Origin of the sequence: Sciscionella sediminilitoris (genome assembly GCF_000737195.2) — a bacterium.
GTDB classification, from domain to species: domain Bacteria; phylum Actinomycetota; class Actinomycetes; order Mycobacteriales; family Pseudonocardiaceae; genus Sciscionella; species Sciscionella sediminilitoris.
In genome coordinates this window covers 149,898-169,981 of sequence record NZ_JALM01000005.1, presented here as the reverse complement: position 1 = coordinate 169,981, position 20,084 = coordinate 149,898, and the positions used below count along the sequence as shown (strand labels likewise).

At 69.4% G+C, this 20,084-nt stretch carries 16 protein-coding genes; 10 read left to right on the top strand and 6 right to left on the bottom strand.

Annotated elements, in window-relative coordinates; genetic code table 11:
- The first annotated feature begins 142 nt into the window (after positions 1 to 142).
- Positions 143 to 1,117, top strand: coding sequence for a GlxA family transcriptional regulator (locus AD72_RS02720; protein ID WP_031464750.1), 975 nt, complete (start codon positions 143 to 145; stop codon positions 1,115 to 1,117).
- A 21-nt stretch (positions 1,118 to 1,138) separates the two neighbouring features.
- On the opposite strand, the gene AD72_RS02715 is transcribed toward AD72_RS02720, so the two are convergent.
- Positions 1,139 to 2,719 (bottom strand): alpha/beta hydrolase, encoded by a 1,581-nt coding sequence (locus tag AD72_RS02715; protein ID WP_031464749.1) that lies wholly within the window; start codon positions 2,717 to 2,719, stop codon positions 1,139 to 1,141.
- A gap of 77 nt (positions 2,720 to 2,796) precedes the next feature.
- Here AD72_RS02715 and AD72_RS02710 point away from each other — a divergent pair, with 77 nt between their 5' ends.
- On the top strand, positions 2,797 to 4,512 hold the full coding sequence (locus tag AD72_RS02710; protein ID WP_031464748.1) for an NAD+ synthase: 1,716 nt from the start codon (positions 2,797 to 2,799) through the stop codon (positions 4,510 to 4,512).
- 159 nt (positions 4,513 to 4,671) lie between these two features.
- Here AD72_RS02710 and AD72_RS02705 read toward each other — a convergent pair whose 3' ends face one another.
- Positions 4,672 to 4,953: a DUF2530 domain-containing protein gene (locus tag AD72_RS02705; RefSeq protein ID WP_082468731.1), complete on the bottom strand. Its 282-nt coding sequence runs from the start codon at positions 4,951 to 4,953 to the stop codon at positions 4,672 to 4,674.
- Positions 4,954 to 4,980: 27 nt separating this feature from the next.
- Here AD72_RS02705 and AD72_RS02700 point away from each other — a divergent pair, with 27 nt between their 5' ends.
- Entirely contained in the window at positions 4,981 to 6,435 is a 1,455-nt protein-coding gene (locus AD72_RS02700; RefSeq protein WP_031464746.1) for an NCS2 family permease, read from the top strand.
- A gap of 32 nt (positions 6,436 to 6,467) precedes the next feature.
- Positions 6,468 to 7,799: an MFS transporter gene (locus tag AD72_RS02695; RefSeq protein ID WP_037344647.1), complete on the top strand. Its 1,332-nt coding sequence runs from the start codon at positions 6,468 to 6,470 to the stop codon at positions 7,797 to 7,799.
- Here AD72_RS02695 and AD72_RS02690 read toward each other — a convergent pair.
- Positions 7,796 to 9,166: a serine hydrolase domain-containing protein gene (locus tag AD72_RS02690; protein WP_031464744.1), complete on the bottom strand. Its 1,371-nt coding sequence runs from the start codon at positions 9,164 to 9,166 to the stop codon at positions 7,796 to 7,798. The two genes, AD72_RS02695 and AD72_RS02690, sit on opposite strands and share 4 nt — an antisense overlap.
- A gap of 106 nt (positions 9,167 to 9,272) precedes the next feature.
- On the opposite strand from AD72_RS02690, the gene AD72_RS02685 reads away from it, so the two are divergent.
- Both AD72_RS02685 and AD72_RS02680 read left to right on the top strand, forming a co-directional pair.
- The gene (locus AD72_RS02685) at positions 9,273 to 9,902 is read left to right on the top strand and encodes a TetR/AcrR family transcriptional regulator (RefSeq protein WP_231644712.1); all 630 of its coding nucleotides are present in this window, start codon (positions 9,273 to 9,275) and stop codon (positions 9,900 to 9,902) included.
- Between the two features lie 31 nt (positions 9,903 to 9,933).
- Positions 9,934 to 10,680, top strand: a complete 747-nt coding sequence (locus tag AD72_RS02680; RefSeq protein WP_051897764.1) for an ABC transporter permease — start codon at positions 9,934 to 9,936, stop codon at positions 10,678 to 10,680.
- Positions 10,681 to 10,810: 130 nt separating this feature from the next.
- Here AD72_RS02680 and AD72_RS02675 read toward each other — a convergent pair whose 3' ends face one another.
- Positions 10,811 to 12,304, bottom strand: a complete 1,494-nt coding sequence (locus AD72_RS02675; protein ID WP_031464741.1) for a glutamate-cysteine ligase family protein — start codon at positions 12,302 to 12,304, stop codon at positions 10,811 to 10,813.
- A gap of 255 nt (positions 12,305 to 12,559) precedes the next feature.
- Here AD72_RS02675 and AD72_RS02670 point away from each other — a divergent pair, with 255 nt between their 5' ends.
- Both AD72_RS02670 and AD72_RS02665 read left to right on the top strand, forming a co-directional pair.
- Positions 12,560 to 13,120: a DUF2537 domain-containing protein gene (locus AD72_RS02670; protein WP_031464740.1), complete on the top strand. Its 561-nt coding sequence runs from the start codon at positions 12,560 to 12,562 to the stop codon at positions 13,118 to 13,120.
- 123 nt (positions 13,121 to 13,243) lie between these two features.
- Positions 13,244 to 13,936, top strand: a complete 693-nt coding sequence (locus tag AD72_RS02665) for an HAD family hydrolase (RefSeq protein ID WP_031464739.1) — start codon at positions 13,244 to 13,246, stop codon at positions 13,934 to 13,936.
- Here the strand turns inward: AD72_RS02665 and AD72_RS02660 are convergent.
- Positions 13,933 to 16,818, bottom strand: coding sequence for a sacsin N-terminal ATP-binding-like domain-containing protein (locus tag AD72_RS02660; RefSeq protein WP_031464738.1), 2,886 nt, complete (start codon positions 16,816 to 16,818; stop codon positions 13,933 to 13,935). The genes AD72_RS02665 and AD72_RS02660 overlap by 4 nt on opposite strands.
- Before the next feature lie 18 nt (positions 16,819 to 16,836).
- A complete protein-coding gene (locus AD72_RS02655; protein ID WP_231644711.1) occupies positions 16,837 to 17,577 on the bottom strand; it encodes a DUF3027 domain-containing protein in 741 nt (246 codons plus the stop codon).
- A 118-nt stretch (positions 17,578 to 17,695) separates the two neighbouring features.
- Between AD72_RS02655 and AD72_RS02650 the strand changes: the two genes are divergently transcribed.
- Positions 17,696 to 19,483 carry an MFS transporter gene (locus tag AD72_RS02650; RefSeq protein ID WP_031464736.1) on the top strand — a complete coding sequence of 596 codons (1,788 nt, stop codon included), beginning with the start codon at positions 17,696 to 17,698 and terminating at the stop codon, positions 19,481 to 19,483.
- A gap of 10 nt (positions 19,484 to 19,493) precedes the next feature.
- Positions 19,494 to 20,006 (top strand): DUF2771 family protein, encoded by a 513-nt coding sequence (locus AD72_RS02645; RefSeq protein ID WP_156365016.1) that lies wholly within the window; start codon positions 19,494 to 19,496, stop codon positions 20,004 to 20,006.
- Positions 20,007 to 20,084: the final 78 nt, after the last annotated feature.

Genomic DNA, 20,084 nt, shown 5'->3' with positions numbered 1-20,084 from the left:
CAGGCCCAGTGCGGCCGTTTCGTCCTGGTCGGCGCGGATGGTGGAGGTGGCGAGGGCACGGTCTGCGTCACGGCGCCGATTCTCGGTGGCGCGGGCGCCCGGCACGAGTGGCGAAACCGCCAATATGTGTGAAGATCGTGCCATGACCGTGTTGGCCCCGCACCGCGTCGCCGTCCTCGCGATCCCGGACACCATCGGCTATGACCTCACCATCCCCACCCAGGTGTTCGGTACCGCGCGGGACGCGGACGGTCAGCGGCTCTACGAGGTCACGGTGTGCGGGGTCAGCGATACCTCCCCGGTGCCGACGACCTCGGGATTCGGCATCGTGCCCGCGGCCGGTCCGGAGGCGATCGAACGGGCGGACACCGTGATCGTGCCCGGCACCAACTCCCGGGGACCGCGCCACGAAGGGGTGCTCTATCCGCCATTGGCCGCCGCGCTGGACCGGATCCCGGACACCGCGCGGGTCATGTCCATCTGCACCGGGGCCTTCGTGCTCGGCGCTTCCGGGCGCCTGGACGGACGGCGCGCCACCACCCACTGGTCGCACACCGCGCGGTTCCGCGAGCTCTATCCCGCGGTACTGCTGGACGATTCGGTGCTCTACGTGGACGAGGGCGACCTGCTCAGCTCGGCAGGGCTGGCCGCGGGCAACGACCTGTGCCTGCACGTGCTGCGCCGGGATCACGGCGCCGAGGTCGCCAATGCCGTCGCGCGCTACTGCGTTGTCCCGCCGTGGCGCGCCGGTGGCCAGGCGCAGTTCATCGAGAAGCCGGTCCCCGAACCGTACGGGAGCACCGCGGCCACCCGGGCCTGGGCGCTCGCCCGGCTCGAGTCCGCGCTGAGCCTCGCCGAACTCGCCGCGCACGCGCACATGAGCACCCGCACCTTCGCGCGCCGGTTCCATGAGGAGACCGGGATGTCCCCACGCGCCTGGCTGATCCAGCAGCGGGTGCACTACGCGCGCAGGCTGCTCGAGACGAGCGGGCACAGCGTCGAGGAGATCGCCCGGCGCAGCGGGCTCGGTTCGGCGGCCACGCTGCGCCATCACTTCGGCGCGCAGCTCGGTATCGCGCCACTGGCCTATCGGCGCACGTTCACACCCTCGGCATAGGGACCGGCGGTCCGGGCCTGATCAGCCAGGGCAGCGGGTGCCCTCCGGCGGGAGTTTCTTCGTGACGAGGTACTCGCCGGCCGCCTTGTCGATGCACTTGTCACCCTGCAGGAACGCGGTGTGCTGGGTGCCCTCGTTGGTGAGCAGCCCGCCGCCGAGTGCCTTGGCGAGGTTGACCCCGGCCTGGTACGGGGTCGCCGGGTCGTTGGTGGTGGAGATGGTCAGCGTGGGTGCGACCCCGGCGACCTTGGGTGTGGCGGGCAGCGGGTTCGGCTTGACCTTCCAGAACGCGCAGGCGTCCAGTTCCCCGGTCGCCGGTTTCCCGTCGTCCAGGAACGGCGCGACTTTATCGGCCTGCTCTTCGGCCGTTTTGAGTTTGTTCCGATCGGTTTCGCGTGGATCGTCGAGACAGTGCACGGCCATGTTCGCGTCCTGGGTCGTGGAATACTGCCCGCTCGGATACCGCTCCTCGTACATATCGGCGAGCGCCATGAGCACCCGGCCGTTTCCTTCCCGCAGCTGACCGAGCCCCATGTTCAGCGGCTGCCAGAACTGCTTGCTGTACAAGGCTTGGGTGACCCCGGTGGTCGCGTCGTCGTAGGTGAGTTCGCGTCCGTCGGCCAATCGGATCGGGTTTCCGATCAGCCCGCGGGTGAGGTCCTGGAATTGTTTGGTCGCCCCGCCGGGATCCTTTCCGACCGCGCACTGTTGTTGTTGCGCGCACCAGTCCGAGAATCCGTTGAACGCGTCCTGGAATCCCTTTCGCTGGGCGATCACCGAGGTCAGCTGTTCCTGATCGGGATCGACCGCGCCGTCGAGCACCATCGCCCGCACGTTCTTCGGGAACTGCTCGGCGTAGGCCGATCCGATCCGGGTGCCGTAGGAGAACCCGGCGTAGGTGAGCTGCTTGTCCCCGAGCGCGGACCGCAGCACGTCCATGTCCTTGACGACGTCCCTGGTGCCCATGTGGGCGAGCATGTCGGCGCCGTCCGTGGTGCGCTCGGCGCATTTGTTCGCGTAGTCGCGCTGCTGCGCCTCGTTCCTCGCGATCCCGGCAGGCGAGGTGTCCAGATCGGCGTCCTCGGCGCGCTGACGGTCCCGTTCCTTACCGGTCAGGCAGCGGATCCTGGGCTCGCTCGCCCCGATACCGCGCGGGTCGAAACCGACCAGGTCGAAGCGCTTGCCGAGGTCATTGCCCGCGACCTGTTTGGCAAGCGAGGCCGCGGCCTCCATCCCGGAGACGCCCGGCCCGCCCGGATTGGTCAGCAGCGAACCGATGCGCTGCCCGGTCGCCGGGCGGCGCAGCAGGCCGAGGCTGATCTTCTTCCCGTCCGGCTTCGCGTAGTCGAGCGGGACCTGCAGGCGCGCGCACTGCAGCTCGGAGGCGGCGAACGCCTGGCTCGCGGTCGGCGAGCTCGCGTACGGCGCGCAGGCACCCCAGCGCAGCGACTGGCCGTAGTAGGCGCCGAGCCCGGCGGGCACCGGACCGGCTGGGCCCTTCGACTCGGTGACGGTCCGCTGCTGCGGGGCCTGTTGACTCCCCGCGGAGCAGCCGGTCACCAGCAGCAGCGTGGCGGCGACGAGACACAAAGCGTTACGCACCTGTCCGATCCTGCCACCCCCTCCCGTGTGACCGACGTTGCGTGTGGTCGCGCACGGCGATGACGGACAATGGCGGCATGCCGAAGCTGCGCATCGCCATGGCCCAGACCAACCCGTGCGTCGGAGACCTCGAGGGCAACGCCGCACAGGTGCTCGACTGGTCACGCAAGGCCGCCGAGCGCGGGGCGCACCTCGTCGTGTTCGGCGAGCTGGCGATCGCCGGTTACCCGGTCGAGGACCTCGCGCTGCGGGAGACCTTCGTGACCGCATCGGCGCGCCGCATCGAACGGCTGGCCACCGAGCTCGAGGAGGCGGGCTGCGGGGAGCTGGCCGTGGTCGCCGGTTACCTGGACAGCGACGCCGAAGGGGTGCGCAACGCGGTCGCCGTGCTGCACCGCGGCGCGATCGTGGCCCGGCAGTTCAAGCATCATCTGCCCAACTACGGGGTGTTCGACGAGCGCCGCTACTTCGCCAAGGGCACCAGCCTGGACATCCTGCGGCTGCACGGCCTGGAGATCGGCATGGCCATCTGCGAGGACCTCTGGCACGCCAGCGGTCCGCTCGCCGCGCTGCGCGAGGCCGGGGTTGACCTGGTCGTCATCCCGAACGCCTCACCGTACGAGCGGAACAAGGACGACGCCCGGTTCGAACTGGTCTCCCGCCGCGCCCGGGAGACCGGGGCCGCGCTGGCCTACTGCAACCTGGTCGGCGGGCAGGACGACCTGGTCTTCGACGGGGATTCGATGATCGTGGACGCCGAGGGCTCGCTGGTCTCCCGCGCCCCGCAGTTCGTCGAGCACCTGCAGCTGCTCGACCTGGACCTGCCCGGCGGGGCGGCGCGTACCGAAGGACCGGTCGCCGGGTTCGAGACCCGCCGGATCACGCTCGGCGCCCAACCGCTCCCCGACTACCCGAGCGACCACGGGCCGTTCATCGCCGAACCGCTCGGTGACGAGGCCGAGGTATGGTCCGCGCTGGTCACCGGCCTGCGCGACTATGCGCACAAGAACGGATTCCACTCGGTGATCTTCGGGTTCTCCGGCGGGATCGACTCCTCGGTGTGCGCGGCGCTGACCGCGGACGCACTGGGCGCGGACGCGCTCCACGGGGTGTCCATGCCCTCGGTGTACTCCTCGGAGCATTCCCGCTCGGACGCCGAGGAACTCGCCGAGCGCATCGGCTGCCACTTCCGCACGGTGCCCATCGCCGCGATGGTCGCGAACTATGTGGACACCCTCGGGCTGACCGGGCTCGCCGAGGAGAACGTGCAGGCCCGTTGCCGGGGAACACTGGTCATGGCGCTGTCCAATCAGGAGGGGCACCTGGTGCTCGCGCCGGGGAACAAGACCGAGCTCTCGGTCGGCTACTCCACCATGTACGGGGACGCGGTCGGCGGATTCGCCCCGATCAAGGATGTGCCCAAGACGCTGGTGTGGCAGCTGGCGAAATGGCGCAACGCGGAGGCGGAGAAGCGCGGCGAGACCCCGCCGATCCCGCCGAACTCCATCGAGAAACCACCGTCCGCGGAACTGCGGCCCGGCCAGCAGGACACCGATTCGCTGCCGCCGTACGAGGTGCTCGATCAGATCCTCGTGGACTATGTGGAGGGTGACCGCGGCTACGCGGAGATCCTCGCGGCCGGGTTCGATCCGGAACTGGTGAACAAGGTGATCCGGCTGGTCGACCGGGCCGAGTACAAGCGCCGCCAGTACCCGCCGGGCACCAAGGTCTCGGCCAAGGCCTTCGGCCGGGACCGCCGCCTCCCGCTGACCTCGGCCTGGCGCGAGGGTTAGGAGCTCATTGCACAATGACGCCACCTGCTGCGCGGGGCCAGATCGGCGCCTCGCTGCGTTGTCGTCAATCACCATAGCTGCCGCTATGGCTCAATCCTCCGCCTTGCGATGCATCCAATCTGATCCCCGCTCGCGACGGAGGTCATTATGCAACGAACTCTAGGAATCGTCGGTGTCGAAGCCGGTCTGCGCGCCGCGCGAGCCCCGCTTCGCCGCGGCGCGCTGCCATTCGGAGAGCCCGAAGAACAGGATCCCGCCGACCGTGCCGTAGAGCGTCACCCAGAACCATTCGCCCCGCTCACCGAGGACGCAGAGCACGAGGAAGGCCACGAGAAAGGCGCCGATCCCGATGAACGCGACCGGTCGCAGATCGGTCAGCTTCCTCGGCAACGGTGGCACCGGTTCGAGCTCGGGCGCATCCCGTTCGCTAGCGTCAGACACGTCTAGCAGCCTAAACGAGGGGCGGAGATGACCGCGACAACCGGCAAACTCGATGGCTTCTTCAAGATCAGCGAGCGCGGCTCGACGGTCGGCAGGGAAGTACGCGGTGGCCTGGTCACGTTCGTGACCATGGCCTACATCGTGCTGCTCAATCCGGTCATCCTGGGCAGCAGTTCCCCGGGAGCGGCCAACGCCAAACGGGATGTGCTCGGCGGGATTCTCCCGGTGAACCAGGTCGCCGCGGTGACCGCGCTGGTGGCCGGGGTGCTCACCATCGCGATGGGCCTGATCGCGAACTATCCCTTCGCGATCGCTGCCGGGCTCGGCATCAACACCCTGCTCGCCGCCTCGATCGCCCCGCAGGTGAGCTGGCCGGAGGCAATGGGCCTCGTCGTGGTGGACGGGATCGTGATCGTGCTGCTGGTCGCGACCGGGTTCCGCACGGCGGTGTTCAACGCGGTCCCGCCACCGCTGAAATCCGCGATCGCCGCGGGCATCGGGATGTACATCTGCCTGATCGGTTTCGTGGACGCCGGTTTCGTGCGCCGGATCCCGGACTCGGCGAACACCACCACCCCGGTGCAGCTCGGCATCAACGGCTCGATCGCCTCCTGGCCGACGCTGGTGTTCGTCCTCGGCCTGCTCGGCACCGGGATCCTGGTCGCCCGCAAGGTTCGCGGGGCGATCCTGCTCGGGGTACTCGGCACCACGGTGCTCTCGATCATCGTCGAGGCGATCGCGCACGCGGGGAAATCGAACGGGACGAACGCGAAGGGCTGGAACCTGTCCTATCCCGCCGTGCCGCACCAGGTACTCGGGCTTCCCGATCTCTCGCTGGTCGGCGACATCTCCTTCGGCGCGTGGACCCGGCTTCCGGTGATCACCGTGGTGCTGCTGGTCTTCACCCTCGTGGTGGCGAATTTCTTCGACGCGATGGGCACCATGACCGGGATCGGCAAGGAGGCCGGTTACCTGGACGAGAAGGGGCAGTTCCCGGGGATCGGGAAAGCCCTGTTCGTGGAAGGACTCGGCGCGGTCGCCGGTGGCGCGGCCTCGGCGAGTTCGAACACCGTGTTCGTGGAGTCCACCTCCGGGGTCGCCGAGGGCGCGCGCACCGGATTGGCGAACGTGGTCACCGGCGGGCTTTTCCTCGTGGCGATGTTCCTGACCCCGCTCTACGAGGTGGTGCCGGTCGAAGCGGCCGCACCGGCGCTCGTCGTGGTCGGCGCGATGATGATGGGACAGGTCGCCGGTATCGACTTCCGCGACTTCACCGTGGCGCTGCCCGCCTTTCTCACGATCGTGGTGATGTCTTTCACGTACTCCATCGCCAACGGGATCGGCGCGGGCTTCATCTCCTATGTGCTTTTGCAGTCGTGCAGCGGAAAAGCGCGCTCCGTGCACCCGCTCATGTGGGTGGTCGCGGTGGCCTTCCTCGCCTACTTCGGCGTCGGTCCGCTCCAGCAGGCCTTGAGTTCATGAGGTAAGCTAAGCATGAACTGAGGTGATAGCACTTGGCTGCCGATGCCGATGACCAGCACGGAACTCAGCCAACCACACCCACCGATCAGTCCACTTCGGACAGTGCGAAACCCCGTTGGCGCGCGATGTTCGGCTCGCTCGCCGAACGCAACTACCGGCTCTACGCAAGCGGTCAGGTCCTTTCGCTGACCGGCGTCTGGATGCAGCGTGTCGCGCAGGACTGGCTCGTGCTCGATCTCGCGCACGGCTCCCCGACCGCACTCGGTTTCGCCGCGGCACTGCAATTCATTCCCACCCTGTTGCTCTCCCTGTGGGCCGGGGTGCTCGCCGACCGGATGGACAAGCGGAAACTGCTGCTCGTACTGGAATCGGTACTCGGCCTGTGCGCGCTGGTGCTCGGCCTGCTCACGGTCAGCGGCACGGTCGCGCTGTGGCAGGTCTACGTGCTCTGCTTCGCGCTCGGGGTCGGCACCGCGATCGAGACCCCGGTGCGCCAGTCCTTCGTGGTGGAGATGGTCGGCAAGAGTCAGCTCACCAATGCCGTGGCACTGAACTCGATGACCTTCAACCTCGCCCGCATGGTCGGTCCCGCGATCGCCGGGGTGATGATCACCGCGGTCGGCTCCGGCTGGGTGTTCCTGATCAACGCGGCCACCTTCGTCGGCGTGCTCGGCGGGTTGTGGCTGATGGACACGAAACGGCTCTATCTTCCCGAACGGGTACCCCGCGCCAAGGGACAGTTGCGCGAGGGCCTGCGCTACGTGTCCAAACGCGCCGATCTGATCACCCTGTTCGCCCTCGTCTTCTTCATCTCCACGTTCGGCCTGAACTTCTATGTGACGCTGGCGCTGGTCGCGCGCAATGTGTTCAGTTCGACCGCGAGCGCCTACGGCCTGCTCTCCACCCTGCTCGCCATCGGTACCTTGACCGGTGCGGTCCTCGCGGCGCGGCGAAGCGGGCGCGGTTCGCCGCGCCTGCGGGTACTGCTCGGCGGGGCACTGGTGTTCGGCGTGCTCGAGGCGATCTCCGGGCTCATGCCGACCCTGTGGCTCGTCGGCCTGGTGCTCATACCGACCGGGGCGGCGATGCTGACCTTCACCACCGCGGCGAACTCCACCGTGCAGCTGTCCGTCTCCCCCGCCATGCGCGGCCGGGTCATGGGCATCTACATGCTGATGATGCTCGGCGGGAACCCGATCGGCGGACCGGTGTCCGGCTGGCTCGCCGCGCAGTTCGGCGGCCGGGCTCCGATGGTCGTCGGCGGGATCATCGCCGTGCTCGCCGCCTGCACGGGCGGGCTCGTGCTCGCCGCGCGCGGGAAGTACCGGATTCCGCTGTTCCGGGCCCGCCCGACGGTCTCCTAGGCCGGGGCGGACAGCAGCGTCCTGGCGATCGCTTCGACGTTCTGCGCGAGTCCCTTGAGCGGAATGGTTCCACCGCAGACCAGGATGGTGCAGCCGCGGCCGGGCGCCAGGTCGTGCAGCAGCACCCGGGGATCGGCGTAGTGGATCGGGTTGACGTCGAAGGAGAACGGCGGGGCCCGGAACGGACCGGGATCGGGAATGTGTCGGTCCGTGACACCGCGCATCAGGATGCGGAAGAAGTTGTAGTAGAGGTCCGAGGCGCCGAGGTTGGCCGAGATCAGCGAGCCGAGGTTCGGCGCCGTGTCACCGAGGATCCCGGTCCAGCTGACGGTCATGTTCAGGCTCGGGATGACGAAGTTGTTCTGCTGCAGGAAACCGACCATCGCGTACAGATCGCGGGGCGCACTCGGAATCATCCGGTGCCCGACCGTCTGCGCGCTGGGGATGTCCGCGCTGGTGCAGCTGTTCCCGCGGTTGCTCCAGAACAGCAGCCCGTAGCAACCGTTGGTGTCACCGGGCATGCCGACCTGGCGCACGTATCCCGTGGACAGGACCCGCTTCCCGGCCCAGACCCCGTCGTTCTGCATCAGCAGGCCCAGTTTCGCGTACTGCGCCGGCGGAATGAACAGGTTCGCGTAGCCGTAGGTGTTCCCGGTGCGATCGCGAAGCCAGAAATAGCTCGACTGCGGGATGCCCAGCGGATCGAACAGGAACCGCTGCGCGAATCCCTGGAGGTCCTGGCCGACCGCGCGCTGGACGACATAGGCCAGCAGATCCGGATCGCGCTGCCCATAGGCGAAATGCGTCCCGGGCTCATGATCCAGCGGCTGGGACAGGGCTTCCCGGGCGATGTGCGGATCGGTGCCGAGGGTCCCCGCCTCGGAGACGATCGCCTGGCGCAGGCCGGAGGTCTGGGCGAGCAGCTGCCGGACGGTGATCGCCCGGTGCGCGGCGTCGCCCCACCCGGCGCCGCGGGGCAGGTACCGGCCGATCGGATCATCCAGGGCCAGTGCGCCCCGATCCGCGGCGATCCCGGTCAGCATCGACACGACCGCCTTGGTGGAACTCCAGACGTTCCACGGGATCCTGTCGGTGACCGCGTCCAGCGGACCGGCCCCGACCTGGCAGTTGTTCCGGAAGATCTGCACCGACAACCGCAGATGCGTGGCCGCGTAGCCGATCGCCTCGCGCACCGCCCCCGGGTCCAGCGCCACCCGTTCCGGGTCCGCCGTCGGGAACTTCGCACCCGCCGTGGGCAGCGCGCACTGTTCGGTACCGGACCGTGCGGGGGTGGCGAGCGCCGTGCCCGAGATGACCAGCACCATCGCGGCCGCCCCTACCGCGGCGCGCAGCAACCTGTGGAACATCCGTCACACCTCTCTGTGCCACGGGACCGGCCCTTGTCGTGACCGCTCTGGCTTTACCGTTTGGTAAAGTCCTAGCACGACTTTACCGCATAGTAAAGTGGCCCGCGTGCGGAAACCTGCGAAGACCGGCACGGCGCGCCCGGTGCACGAGCGGCTGCTCGACGCGGCATGCGATGTGTTCGCCGAACGCGGCTACCGAGGGGCGTCCGTCGAGGAGCTCGCCGCCCGGGCGAAGACCACCAAACCCACGCTGTACGCGCACTTCGGTGACAAGCAGCGGCTCTACGCGGCCTGCCTGAACACCCAGGCGGAGCGGCTGTCCGAAAGCCTGTTCGACACCTATGACAAGGCGGCGGGACTGCCACTCGACGAGCAGGTGCACGCCGACATGCTCGCCTTCTACGACTACGCGGCCGCGCATCCCGGCGGCTTCCGGCTGCTGTTCGACGACCGCGCCGAGGAGAGCCCGCACCCGGTCCGCGGCGAGCTGCTGCGGTCGATCACCGCCCGGGTCGCCGAGCGGGTCACCGCGGTCGCCACCGCCCACGACCGCCGCATCGACAGCGCCACATCCGGCATGCTCGCGGACATTCTTGTCGGCATCGCCGTGCACGGCGCCCGGTACGCCCTCCGTGTCCACCCCGACGACCTCGGCCGGGCGGGTGCGCTCGCCTCGTCCTTCGCCACCGCAGGTCTCCGGCACCTCGATCCCGCCCTTCTCGACTCGCACTCGTGAGCCGGGGCGCCGACAGGACGAAGATGAGCCCATGGTGCTCAATACCGACTGGCGGCTGCTCACCGGAGTCTGCGTCACCCTGACCGTGCTCGCCGCGCTGGTGAGCAGGTACGGACACCTGCTCGGCGGGTATCCGGTGGCCAGGGCGGCGGTGCGCGCGATCGTGCAGCTCGCCGCGGTCTCCGCGATCATCACCTTCGTCCTGCAGTACCTCTCGCTCACCCTGCTGTTCGTGCTGCTGATGGCCGTGGTGGCGACGGCGACCTCGGCGGCGCGCACGAAGACGGGGCGCCGGGGGCTCGCCGTCGGGCTGGCGATCTGCGCGGGCACCGTGCCGTTGCTGGCCGCGCTCATCGGCGTGGGGCTGCTGCCCGCGACCGGGATCGCGCTCATCCCGGTCGGCGGCATCCTGATCGGCGGGGCGATGACCGCGACCACTCTCTCCGCCCGGCGCGGCCTCGATGAGCTGCATGATCGGCACGGCGAGTACGAGGCGGCGCTCTCGCTGGGGTTCACCGAGCGGGACGCGGTGCGCGAGGTGATCCGCCGCCCGGCCGCCGAGGCCCTGGTGCCCGCGCTCGACCAGACCAGGACGGTCGGCCTGGTCACCCTGCCGGGTGCCTTCGTCGGCATGTTGCTCGGCGGCGCCTCCCCCTGGGAAGCGGGGGCATTACAGCTGGTCGTACTGCTCGGACTGCTGGTCGTGGAGGGTCTGGCGATCCTCGTGGTGGTCGAGCTGATCGCGGCCGGGTGGGTACGCCGAGAAATCTCGAAGTGACCGCTTGCGTTCCCTCGCCAGGTTAGGCTAACCTAATACGCGTCGCTTCGTGGTGGGAGCGGCAGTCAGTTCGGGACGCAATAAGGCCCCGTCCGCTTCGGTGGACGGGGCCTTATTGTTGCTCGCGTTCCTACTCGATCGGCCAGAGGTGCACCGGCTCGCCGTTCGCGGAGAGCTCGGCGTACTGCCGGGACATCTCGCGCAGCGCGGTCGGCCGGTCGGCGCCGCGCTCCTCGTAGAGCCCGACGGTCTCGCGCTGCCAGGTGGAGCCGGTCATCCTGCGGATACACCGCTGCTCGATGACCGACAGGTAGCGATCACACAGCGAGCCGGGCAGACCGGCATCACTCAATCCCTTGTGCGCCAAGGGAAGCAGCAACCGGAGCGTGAGCTCGTCCGCGGAGAGTTTGCCCGCGCCCGGCCAGTAGAGCTCGGCGTTCATCCCGTACTTGGCGGCCGCGTAGAAGTTCTCCTCGGCCGCTCGGAAGGACATTTGAGTCCACAGTGGACGCTCTGCGGTGGCGAGGGCGTACTGCGCGCCGAAGAACAGGGCGATGTTGGCGACCATGTCGAGCACGGTCGGCCCCGCGGGCAGCACCCGGTTCTCCACCCGCAGGTGCGGGACCCCGTCCACGATGTCGTAGACCGGCCGGTTCCAGCGCCAGATCGTACCGTTGTGCGAGCGCAGTTCGGCCAGTTGCGGAATCCGGCCCGCGGCAAGGGCCTCGTGCGGTTCCTCATCCCCCATGAAGGGCAGCAGCCCGGGGAAGTAGCGGGCGTTCTCCTCGAAGAGGTCGAAGATCGAGCTGATCCAGCCGTCCCCGAACCACACCCTCGGGCGCACACCCTGGTTGCGCAGTTCCTCGCTGCGGGTATCGGTCGCCTGCTGGAACAGCGGGATGCGGGTCTCCTGCCAGAGCGCTTTGCCCAGCAGGAACGGGGAATTCGCGGCGAGTGCCACCTGCGGGCCCGCGAGGCACTGCGCCGCGTTCCAGTAGGGCGCGAAGTCGTCCGGGGCCAGCTGCAGGTGCAACTGGGTCGAGGTGCACGCCGCTTCCGGCGTGATGGAGGCCGCCGTTCCGAGCAGCGTCTCGCTTTCCCTTCCCGGAAGGGCTACCCCTTCCATATCGAGAGTCAACGATTCGCCACGCTCGGCGAGAATATGGTCGTTGAGCGCCGCGTAACGACAACCGGGAGAGAGCCATTTCCGGTCGAAGTGCTCGGTGGTGATCGTGGGTAACGTACCGATCATCAACAGTTCCGCACCGGCGTCCCGTGCTTTGGTGTTCACCGTCTCAAGCGCCTCGCCGAACTCGGATTCGAGTGCGAGGAATTGTTCACCGGACAATCGTCTCGGTCCTATGTGGACCTCGAGGTTGTGCTGTCCGAGTTCACTTGTGAAGGCGGGATCATCGATTTTCTCCAACACGACGGTGTTGGTCATCGCCGGGCTCATCGCCTCGTCGACGAGGTTGAGCTCCAGCTCGACCCCCATCTGACGGTTCGCGAAATCGAACTTCCGCTCGGTGAGCAACTCGGCGAGCGCCGCAAGGCAATCGTGCACTTTACGGCGATACGCCGCACGAGGTGACGAGACGGCCAATGATTCGGATACCTGCGCCATATCCGGTTCCTTGTCGCCTTTCCGCGTTAAGACGCTGTGGTTTCGTTTCCAGTTGTCATGCGGCGCACCGACTTACCCCGACAAAAATCGACACGGGCACCAGTCAACGGTGACACAGCATTCCGGGCCTGTGTACCGGCCAATCGGTGCACGAACCTGCGGGGAAGATCACTCAGGGATGATTGCACACGCGTTCTTGACGAAGCCGGAGTTCGATGCGGGTGCCCGCGGGCTTGCGGTAGGTTCGGCGACACCATGGATGCCTGGGAATTGCGCGTGGTCGCGGGCCGAGCGGTGCTCGTCGACGAGACCGAACCCGACGCCGGTATCGATCCGCGTTCGCTGCCGATCGATGAGGAACTCGCGGGCTCGCTCGACGAATGGGCAAGCGTCGCCGATGCCTTGCAGCTCGCCAATCCCACCTCCGCGCGGCTGATCACCAGCAGAGGGCGCCAGCTGGCCGGCCGGATCGCGGCGCGGACCGGAACGATTGTGTCGTTCACCGATCCACTCAACGGCGAGCGCGCCGTGCTCGACGGGCGCGCCCGTTCCGGTGCGGAACCGACACCATGGGGCACCGGCCTCGCGCTGACCGGGTTCACCGTTTTCGTGGTGGTCTTCGGCATGATCGCGCTGGCGCTCGCCCTCGGCTCGGTGAGCGGCTGGCTCGCCTTCGCCGGGAACATCGTCGTCACCCTCGGCCTTGCCCCGACCATCGTGGTGATCCGGCCACTGCTGGTGTGGCGCTGGGTCGCGTATGGCGCCATGATCGGCATCACCCTCGGCTGGATCGTCTGGTTGATAACCCTGTTCTAGCCGAGCTCTCCACTGGGATTATCGGTACGCGCGGGCACGGTCTTGACGTGTCCGCATGCCTTTAGGTACGTGCGTGCCACAAATGGGATGCGCCGCTGCCGCGCCGTAGGTCATGATGCGCGCATGGCGATTGAAGCAGTGATCTTCGACTGGGGCGGCACGCTCTCTCTGTGGCGCACGGTCGATCAGTTGGAGGGCTGGCGGCGCTATGCGGCCGAGGTGACCGAGGATGTGGAATCCCTTGCCGCGGCGCTGCACGAAGCGGACACGGCCGCATGGGCGCGGGTGCGGGACACCAGTGCCGCGTTCCGGCTCAGCGAGGTCGTCGCCGAGGCCGGTGCGCCCCACGAAGAGCGCGGCTGGCAGGCGTTCCGCGACTTCTGGGAGCACGCGACCTGGACCGATCCGCAAGTGAAACCGATGCTGACCGAACTGCGCGAGGCCGGGCTGCGCACCGGGGTTCTCTCCTCGACCGGCTGGCCTGCGCGCTGGCACGAGGAGATCTTCGAGCGCGACGGGGTCGCCGACCTCTTCGACGCCTGCGTCTGGTCCAGCGATCTGGAGTGGACCAAACCGCATCCGGACGCGTTCGGCGCGGCACTCGAGGCGGTCGGCGTGACCGACCCCGCGACCGCCGTCTACGTCGGTGACCGCCCGTACGACGACATCAGCGGGGCCAAGGGCGTCGGGATGCACGCGGTGCTCGTTCCGCACTCGGATATCCCTGCCGCGCAACGAGTTCCGGTGGACGTACACCCGGACGCGGTGATCAACGAGCTGGCCGAGCTGCCCGGGGTCATCCAGAAACTCGGCTAGCCGAGCAGGGTTCCCAGTCCGGGATCGGCGAGCAGGGCTTCGATGCGATGCCGGTCCTCCCAGTGCCCGCTGCACCAGGCGAAGGCGCGGGCGAGGCCCCGCTCGCTGTCCTCGGCGTGCGCGTTCCTGCCGTCGAACCACCACGGCAGGGCGATCTCCTCGCCGTCGACGGTCACGGTGAGCGGATCGTGCAGGAACACCTCGCCGTCCCCGGCCGGGATCCCGAGCAATTCGGCGGCGAGGGTCACGGCGCGCAGTTCGCGCCACGGCACGGCCTCGCCGCCGCGCACCTCGGCGCTCAGTTCCGCACCGGCCATCGGCAGATCGAGCAGCCGGGCCAGCGGTTCGGCGAGCCCGGACCGCACCGGGACGAGTTCGCCGAGCCCGGTCCCGTACCACCACGGCACATCGGCCACCAGCGCTTCTTCACCGTCGGTGAGCCCGCCGAGGGTGCGTACCCGCTCCGGTGCGTCCACAGTGGACAGTTCGAAGCGCTCCTCGAGGACGGCGGTACCCAGTTCCTCGTGCGCGCGCAGCACCGCGCCCTGGCTCGGTTCGTTTTCCGGCTCGGCGAGCGCGTTCAGCAGCTCCCCGGCGTCCTCGGCGTTCGCCACGTGCAGGCTCGCCCGCACCCCGGCGGCACGCAGCACGGTGTCCGGGAGTTCGCCCGGCGGGAGCGGATCGTAGAGACCGGCGAGTTCCCCGGCCGCGGCGAGCCGCCAGCGCCGGGGCGCGCGCCCGGCGAGGCGGGCATAGCGCGCGATCCACCAGCCGGTGTACCCACCCGGTTCGGCGAGGGCGCGCCAGGTCTCCGGATCCCCGGCGATGAGCGCGAGCGCCGCCTCCCAGGAGTCCTCGGCGACCAGGTCGAGATCGCGGATGCCGTGCACCAGGCGCGGTTCGGTCTCCCACCACTGATCCTCATCGGCCAGACCGTGATCCGGCCCGTCCGGCTGTTCATCGGACACGACCGCGAACCCGTCGAGCACCCCGACCGCGCGCAGTGCCGCGCGCGGATGCCGTTCGGCGATCCGTTCGGCGAGGATCCCGAGTGCCCCGTCCTCCCCGATCGCCTCGGGATCGAGGACCGGGCGCACCCGGGCATCGGCGAACAGCAGCTCGTCGGCGCGCCGGGGGCCGCCCTCGGTATCGGGGAGGGCGAGCGCGCCGAGCCAGTCCCGGTCCGCGCCGAGTTCGCCGACAAGGCGGAGCACGACCTCGGCCAGCCCCGTGATGTCCAGTCCCGCGGCGGCATCCTCGGCACTGCGTTCCACGGCGGCGCGCAGTTCCGCCGAATCGAGCAGTTCGGCGGGACCGGCCTGGACCGCGCCGAGCCTGGCCAGCAGCGGGTGCGCGGCAACCGGGTGCACGATCGGCAGTTCGAGTTCTTCGAGCCCGTCGAGCCCGGCGAGCTCCTCGGTCGGTAGCAGCACCCCGCGCGGGCCGTTGGTGGTGCGCCCGTCGAGCAGCGGGATCGGGAGCGCGCCGAGTTCATCGCGATCGGCGCCCGCGTCCACGAGCTCGGCGAGCGCGGCATAGAGCTCGTGCCACCAGTGCGGTTCGCGATCGATGCCGAGACAGCGTTCGGCAAGTTCGGCGAGGCCGACGCTGCGCACCCCGAGCGCGCGCAGTGCCTCGCGGTCTCCTGGCGCCTCGCCGAGGTCGAGCAACCCGGGGAGAACACTGTTCACCAAGGAGATCAGTGCTCGCGAACAGTGTTCCAGAACGAGAGCACTGTTCGCGGAAAGCTCCTCCCCGTCCGCGCCGGGCAGCAGCGGCTCGGCGCGGAACCGCCCGAGCAGGGCCTCGCGTAACCGCCCGTCCACCTCGGAGACCGGGAACCCGGGAGGCGGCACGAGGCGCAGGCGGTGTTCCGGGGCGAAGGTGCGCACCAGCTCCGGATAGGCCGCGACCGCCGCGTCGAGCACCTCGTCAGCGGCGCCGCCCGCACGCACCCGCCGCCTGCTCGGCTCCATCGGCACCGTGGCGAGCAACCGCGCGGGAAGGTCCAGCCGCTCATCGGTCGGGGTCGGGGTGTGCAGCACATCCGGGCCGTGCGCGAGCGGGGCGCCCGCCGCGTCGACCTGCACCGCCCAGGTCACCGCGTACCCACCGGCCTCCTCGACACCGAGCCCACCGCGTTCGGCCACCTGTCCCTCGGTCCTGCTGACCGCCCAGCGGGTACCGCCGATCACCAGCAGCCCGTCCTCCTGGCGTTCGGCGGCGATCCGCTGCCCGTCCACGGTGATCGCGCGCAGCGCCGGAAGGGCGAGCAGCAGATCGGGGGCGAGCCGGTGCGCCTGCTCGAGCAGTTCCCCAGCCTCGACCCCGGAGTTCAGCGGCAGCCGCACCTCGGTGGTGAAGCCCTCGGGAACCGGATCCGGACACGGCCACGCCAGGCGCAGCACCGGTACCGCACCCTCGCGGGCGGCCAGTTCCCCGGCCAGTTCGGGGATCGCGGCGAGTTCGGCCCGGGTGTCCTCACGGGAGAACCGCACCCCGCCCGCGGCCGAACACACCCGCGGTTCCGCGCTGATCGCGAGCACCGCGGCGAAGCCAACCCCGAAATGCCCGGTGGTCGTGCCCTCGCGTTTGGCCGAGGCGCGCAGCGAGGCGAGCGCGCGCACTCCTTCGGCGTCCAGCGGGCTCCCGGTGTTGGCCGCGCGCAGTTCCCCGTCGACGATCGCGATCGAGAGCTCGCCGCCGTCCTCGCCCGCGGCATCGGCGGCATTCTGCGCGAGCTCGACGAGCACCCGGTCCCGGTAGCCGCCGATGCGCAGGTCTTCCTCGGCGTTCGCGTCCTCGCGGAACCGCGAAGGGGATTCGGTCCACGCGCGCAGTACCCGCGCCCGCAGCTCGGCGGTGCCGAACGGATCAGCCACCGAACACCCGCGGCGGCATCAGCGCTGTTCCACGTCGAAATTCGTGTCGTCGTAAACCATCTCGGTGACCGGGACCGCCGACCTGGTGTCCACCTCGGCCTCGGAATGCGCACCACAGCCGTATTCCACGTGCACGACCCGGCCGTCCGCGGGCGCGATCTCGTTGCCGCACACCCCGAAGGCCGCGCGCAGCGATCCGTCCAGCTGCAGGTAGAAGCCGCAGGTGCCGCATCGGGCGGGGGCGCTACGGGCCATATCGCTGCGCGGGCCGAACTCGCCGCCGCGCCAGCGCTTGGCGGTGCGCAGCCGTCCGGTGCGGGACATCACCCGCTTGCGGCCGAGCCCGAGCTCCATCGCGAGCCGCTCGATGCCCGGGTCATCGGATTCGAGATAGGCGGGAACGAGGCGGTCGTCGTCCTCCTGGGACGGCATCAGGTCGCCGACCCCGAGGTCACCGGCGCGGATACGGTCCTGCCAGGGCACCCAGTCCGGTCCGGTGAGCGCGTCCGGTCCGGGAAGGAGCACGACCTCGCTGACCGTGACCGGAGTATCCGGGCCGGCGCTCGCCAGGGTGACCGCCCAGCGCCAGCCGCGGTATCCCTCGATCCGCGAGGCGAACAGGTGGGTCAGCGCGCCGTGCTCGGACTGCGCGCCGAGGTAGTCCCCGACGTGCTCGGCACCGGCGTCGGTCTCGGCCGCGTCCCTGGCGATCTCGATCGCCGCACGCAGCCGCACGTCCTCGCTGTCTTGCTCGGTCATCGCCATGGTCATAGTCGCCGCAGAATCATAGTCGTTGTGCTGCCTCCGCCGTGTGGTTCTCCCAATTAAACATTGTGCCCCACGACCATCCACGGCGAACCTGCGGCAGGATGGAAGGGTGGACAATACCAACACTCCCGGTGATCCGAACCGCCCGCGCGCGGGGTGGAATGCCGGCGCACGTCCACGCAAGGCGGCACGGCGCCAGGAAAAGCGAGGTCAGGGCGATCCGACGCGGCGAACCCCGCCGCCGGAGCAGCCCACCCAGCGCAGGCAGCCGCCGCCACGGCCCTCCGGTCACGAGTACACCCCGCGCAACCAGCCACCGCCGTGGTCGCAGGAACGCACCCAGCGCACTCCTCCCCCGCGCCAGGATCCACCACGCCAGGAACGCCCGAGGCAGGAACAGCCCCGCCAGGAGCACCCGACCGAACACATCGACCGCGAGGAACCACGGCGCGGCGCGGGCGCTGACGGACCGGCCCCGCCCGACAAGATCAGCGTCGCGCGGGTGGCCGCCTGGCGGGCCCGCCAGGGTGTGCACCTGTTCAAGAAGGCCACCCAGGCCGACGGGGCGGGCGAGTCCGGGCTCTCCCAGCTGACCTACGCGTACATGCTCTCCTACGGCTCGACCGCGGCGCTCTCGGTCGCGCTGGCGAACACCCTGTTCTTCGCCGCCGCCAACGCGGAGAGCAAGACGAAGGTCTTCCTCTACCTGCTCATCACCATCGCCCCGTTCGCGCTCGTCGCCCCGGTCATCGGCCCGCTGCTGGACCGGATCCGCAGGGGAAGGCGGATCGCGATGGCCGTCGCCTGCGCGGGACAGGCGATCTGCGCGGTGGTGATCGCGCTGAACTACAACTCCTGGGTGCTCTACCCCGCCGCGCTCGCCTTCATGGTGCTGGACAAGTCGTTCACCGTGCTCAAGGCCGCGGTGACGCCACGGGTGCTGCCCTCCTCCAGCACGCTGGTGACCACGAACGCACGGCTGACCACCTTCGGGCTGATCGCCAGCGGTGCCTTCGGCGCGGTCGCCGCGGGGCTGGCCTACATCGCCAGTTCACAGGGCGCGCTGGTGTTCTGCGCGCTGATCGCGGTGGCCGACGCGGTGCTGTGCATGCGCATCCCGTCCTGGGTCGAGGACACCAAGGACGAGGTGCCCGCCTCGCTCACCGCGACCATGGAGATCCCGCGGGACACCGGAACCGGCAAGCGCAAGGGCCGCAAACCGCGCCAGTCGATGGGCCGCAACGTGGTACTCGCCTTGTGGGCGAACGCCACGATCAAGCTGCTCACCGGGTTCATGGTGCTGTTCGGCGCGTTCGTGGTGAAAGCCGAGACGGTCGGCTCACCGTTCCAGCAGATGCTGCTGCTCGCCCTGGTCGCCGGTTCCGCGGGGGCCGGTTCCTTCGTGGGCAACGCCATCGGCGCGCGCATCCCGTTGCGCAAACCCGACCAGATCCTGGTCGTCGGGATCTGCGCCTCGCTCGCCGCGACCGTGGTGGCCGCGCTGCTCGCCGGGGTGTTCACCGCGGCCATCGTGGGACTCATCGGTGGCGCCGCGAGCGCGATGGTCAAGATCTGCCTCGACTCGGTGATCCAGAGCGATCTCCCGGAGCGCTCCCGGGCATCCGCGTTCGGCCGTTCGGAGACCGTGGTGCAGCTGGCCTGGGTGATCGGCGGCGCGATCGGGGTACTGCTGCCCGCGAAGTTCTGGCTCGGGTTCACGGTGATCTCGGTGCTGCTCGCGATCGGGCTCGCCCAGGTGCTGCTGACCCGCCAGGGCCGCAGCCTCATTCCCGGATTCGGCGGGGACCGCCCGGTTCGCCCGGAAAAGGTGGACGATTCGCCCCTGCCGAAGCGCCAGCGCACACCGACGCGGACCATGCCGACCGAGCAGTTGTAGCCTCGGGCCCGTGCGTCGATACCTCCTGCCCGTGATCCTCGGTTCCCTGCTGCTGCTCACCGCGTGCTCCGCGCCGAAGCCGGGTGTGAGCGCGTTCACCGACGGGGACTCGGTGCGCATGGAGCCGCTGCAGTACTGCGATGTGCAGGGCACCAACTGCACCCAGAACGGCAACGCGGCGGGCAGGCTCGAGGCGGTACCCGGGAAACCGGTGCAGATCTCGGTGGACGGGGAGATCTCCGACGCCCCGTGGCGGGTGGAGTACCGGATGCTCGACGACGCGGGCAACCTCTCCGCCGCGTGCTCCCCGCTGTACCTGCCCGGACAGCAGTTCAGCTACACCGTGCGGCCACCGCAGGGGCAGCGGCTGCAGCTGATCAACGTCTACCAGCTCGGCGGCCGGGTCACCGTGGGCCCGCGCGGCGTCGAGTTCGGCGTGCGCGGCACCTGGACGGCCCTGACCGCTCCCGGCGCACAGCTGCCGAAACCCGGCGAAGCCCTGTGCCCCAACGTGAGCAGCTGACGCTCTACACCGCCCACGAAACCGGCATCGCGGCGGGCTCTCAGGTGTTCCCTCGCGAGGACAGCACCGCCACCCGCA

Coding starts and splice junctions, on each gene's coding strand:
- AD72_RS02665 (WP_031464739.1), top strand. CDS start 13,244: ATGGCGATTGAAGCAGTGATCTTCGACTGGGGCGGCACGCTCTCTCTG.
- AD72_RS02670 (WP_031464740.1), top strand. CDS start 12,560: ATGGATGCCTGGGAATTGCGCGTGGTCGCGGGCCGAGCGGTGCTCGTC.
- AD72_RS02720 (WP_031464750.1), top strand. CDS start 143: ATGACCGTGTTGGCCCCGCACCGCGTCGCCGTCCTCGCGATCCCGGAC.
- AD72_RS02710 (WP_031464748.1), top strand. CDS start 2,797: ATGCCGAAGCTGCGCATCGCCATGGCCCAGACCAACCCGTGCGTCGGA.
- AD72_RS02690 (WP_031464744.1), bottom strand. CDS start 9,166: ATGTTCCACAGGTTGCTGCGCGCCGCGGTAGGGGCGGCCGCGATGGTG.
- AD72_RS02675 (WP_031464741.1), bottom strand. CDS start 12,304: ATGGCGCAGGTATCCGAATCATTGGCCGTCTCGTCACCTCGTGCGGCG.
- AD72_RS02700 (WP_031464746.1), top strand. CDS start 4,981: ATGACCGCGACAACCGGCAAACTCGATGGCTTCTTCAAGATCAGCGAG.
- AD72_RS02655 (WP_231644711.1), bottom strand. CDS start 17,577: ATGACCGAGCAAGACAGCGAGGACGTGCGGCTGCGTGCGGCGATCGAG.
- AD72_RS02680 (WP_051897764.1), top strand. CDS start 9,934: ATGGTGCTCAATACCGACTGGCGGCTGCTCACCGGAGTCTGCGTCACC.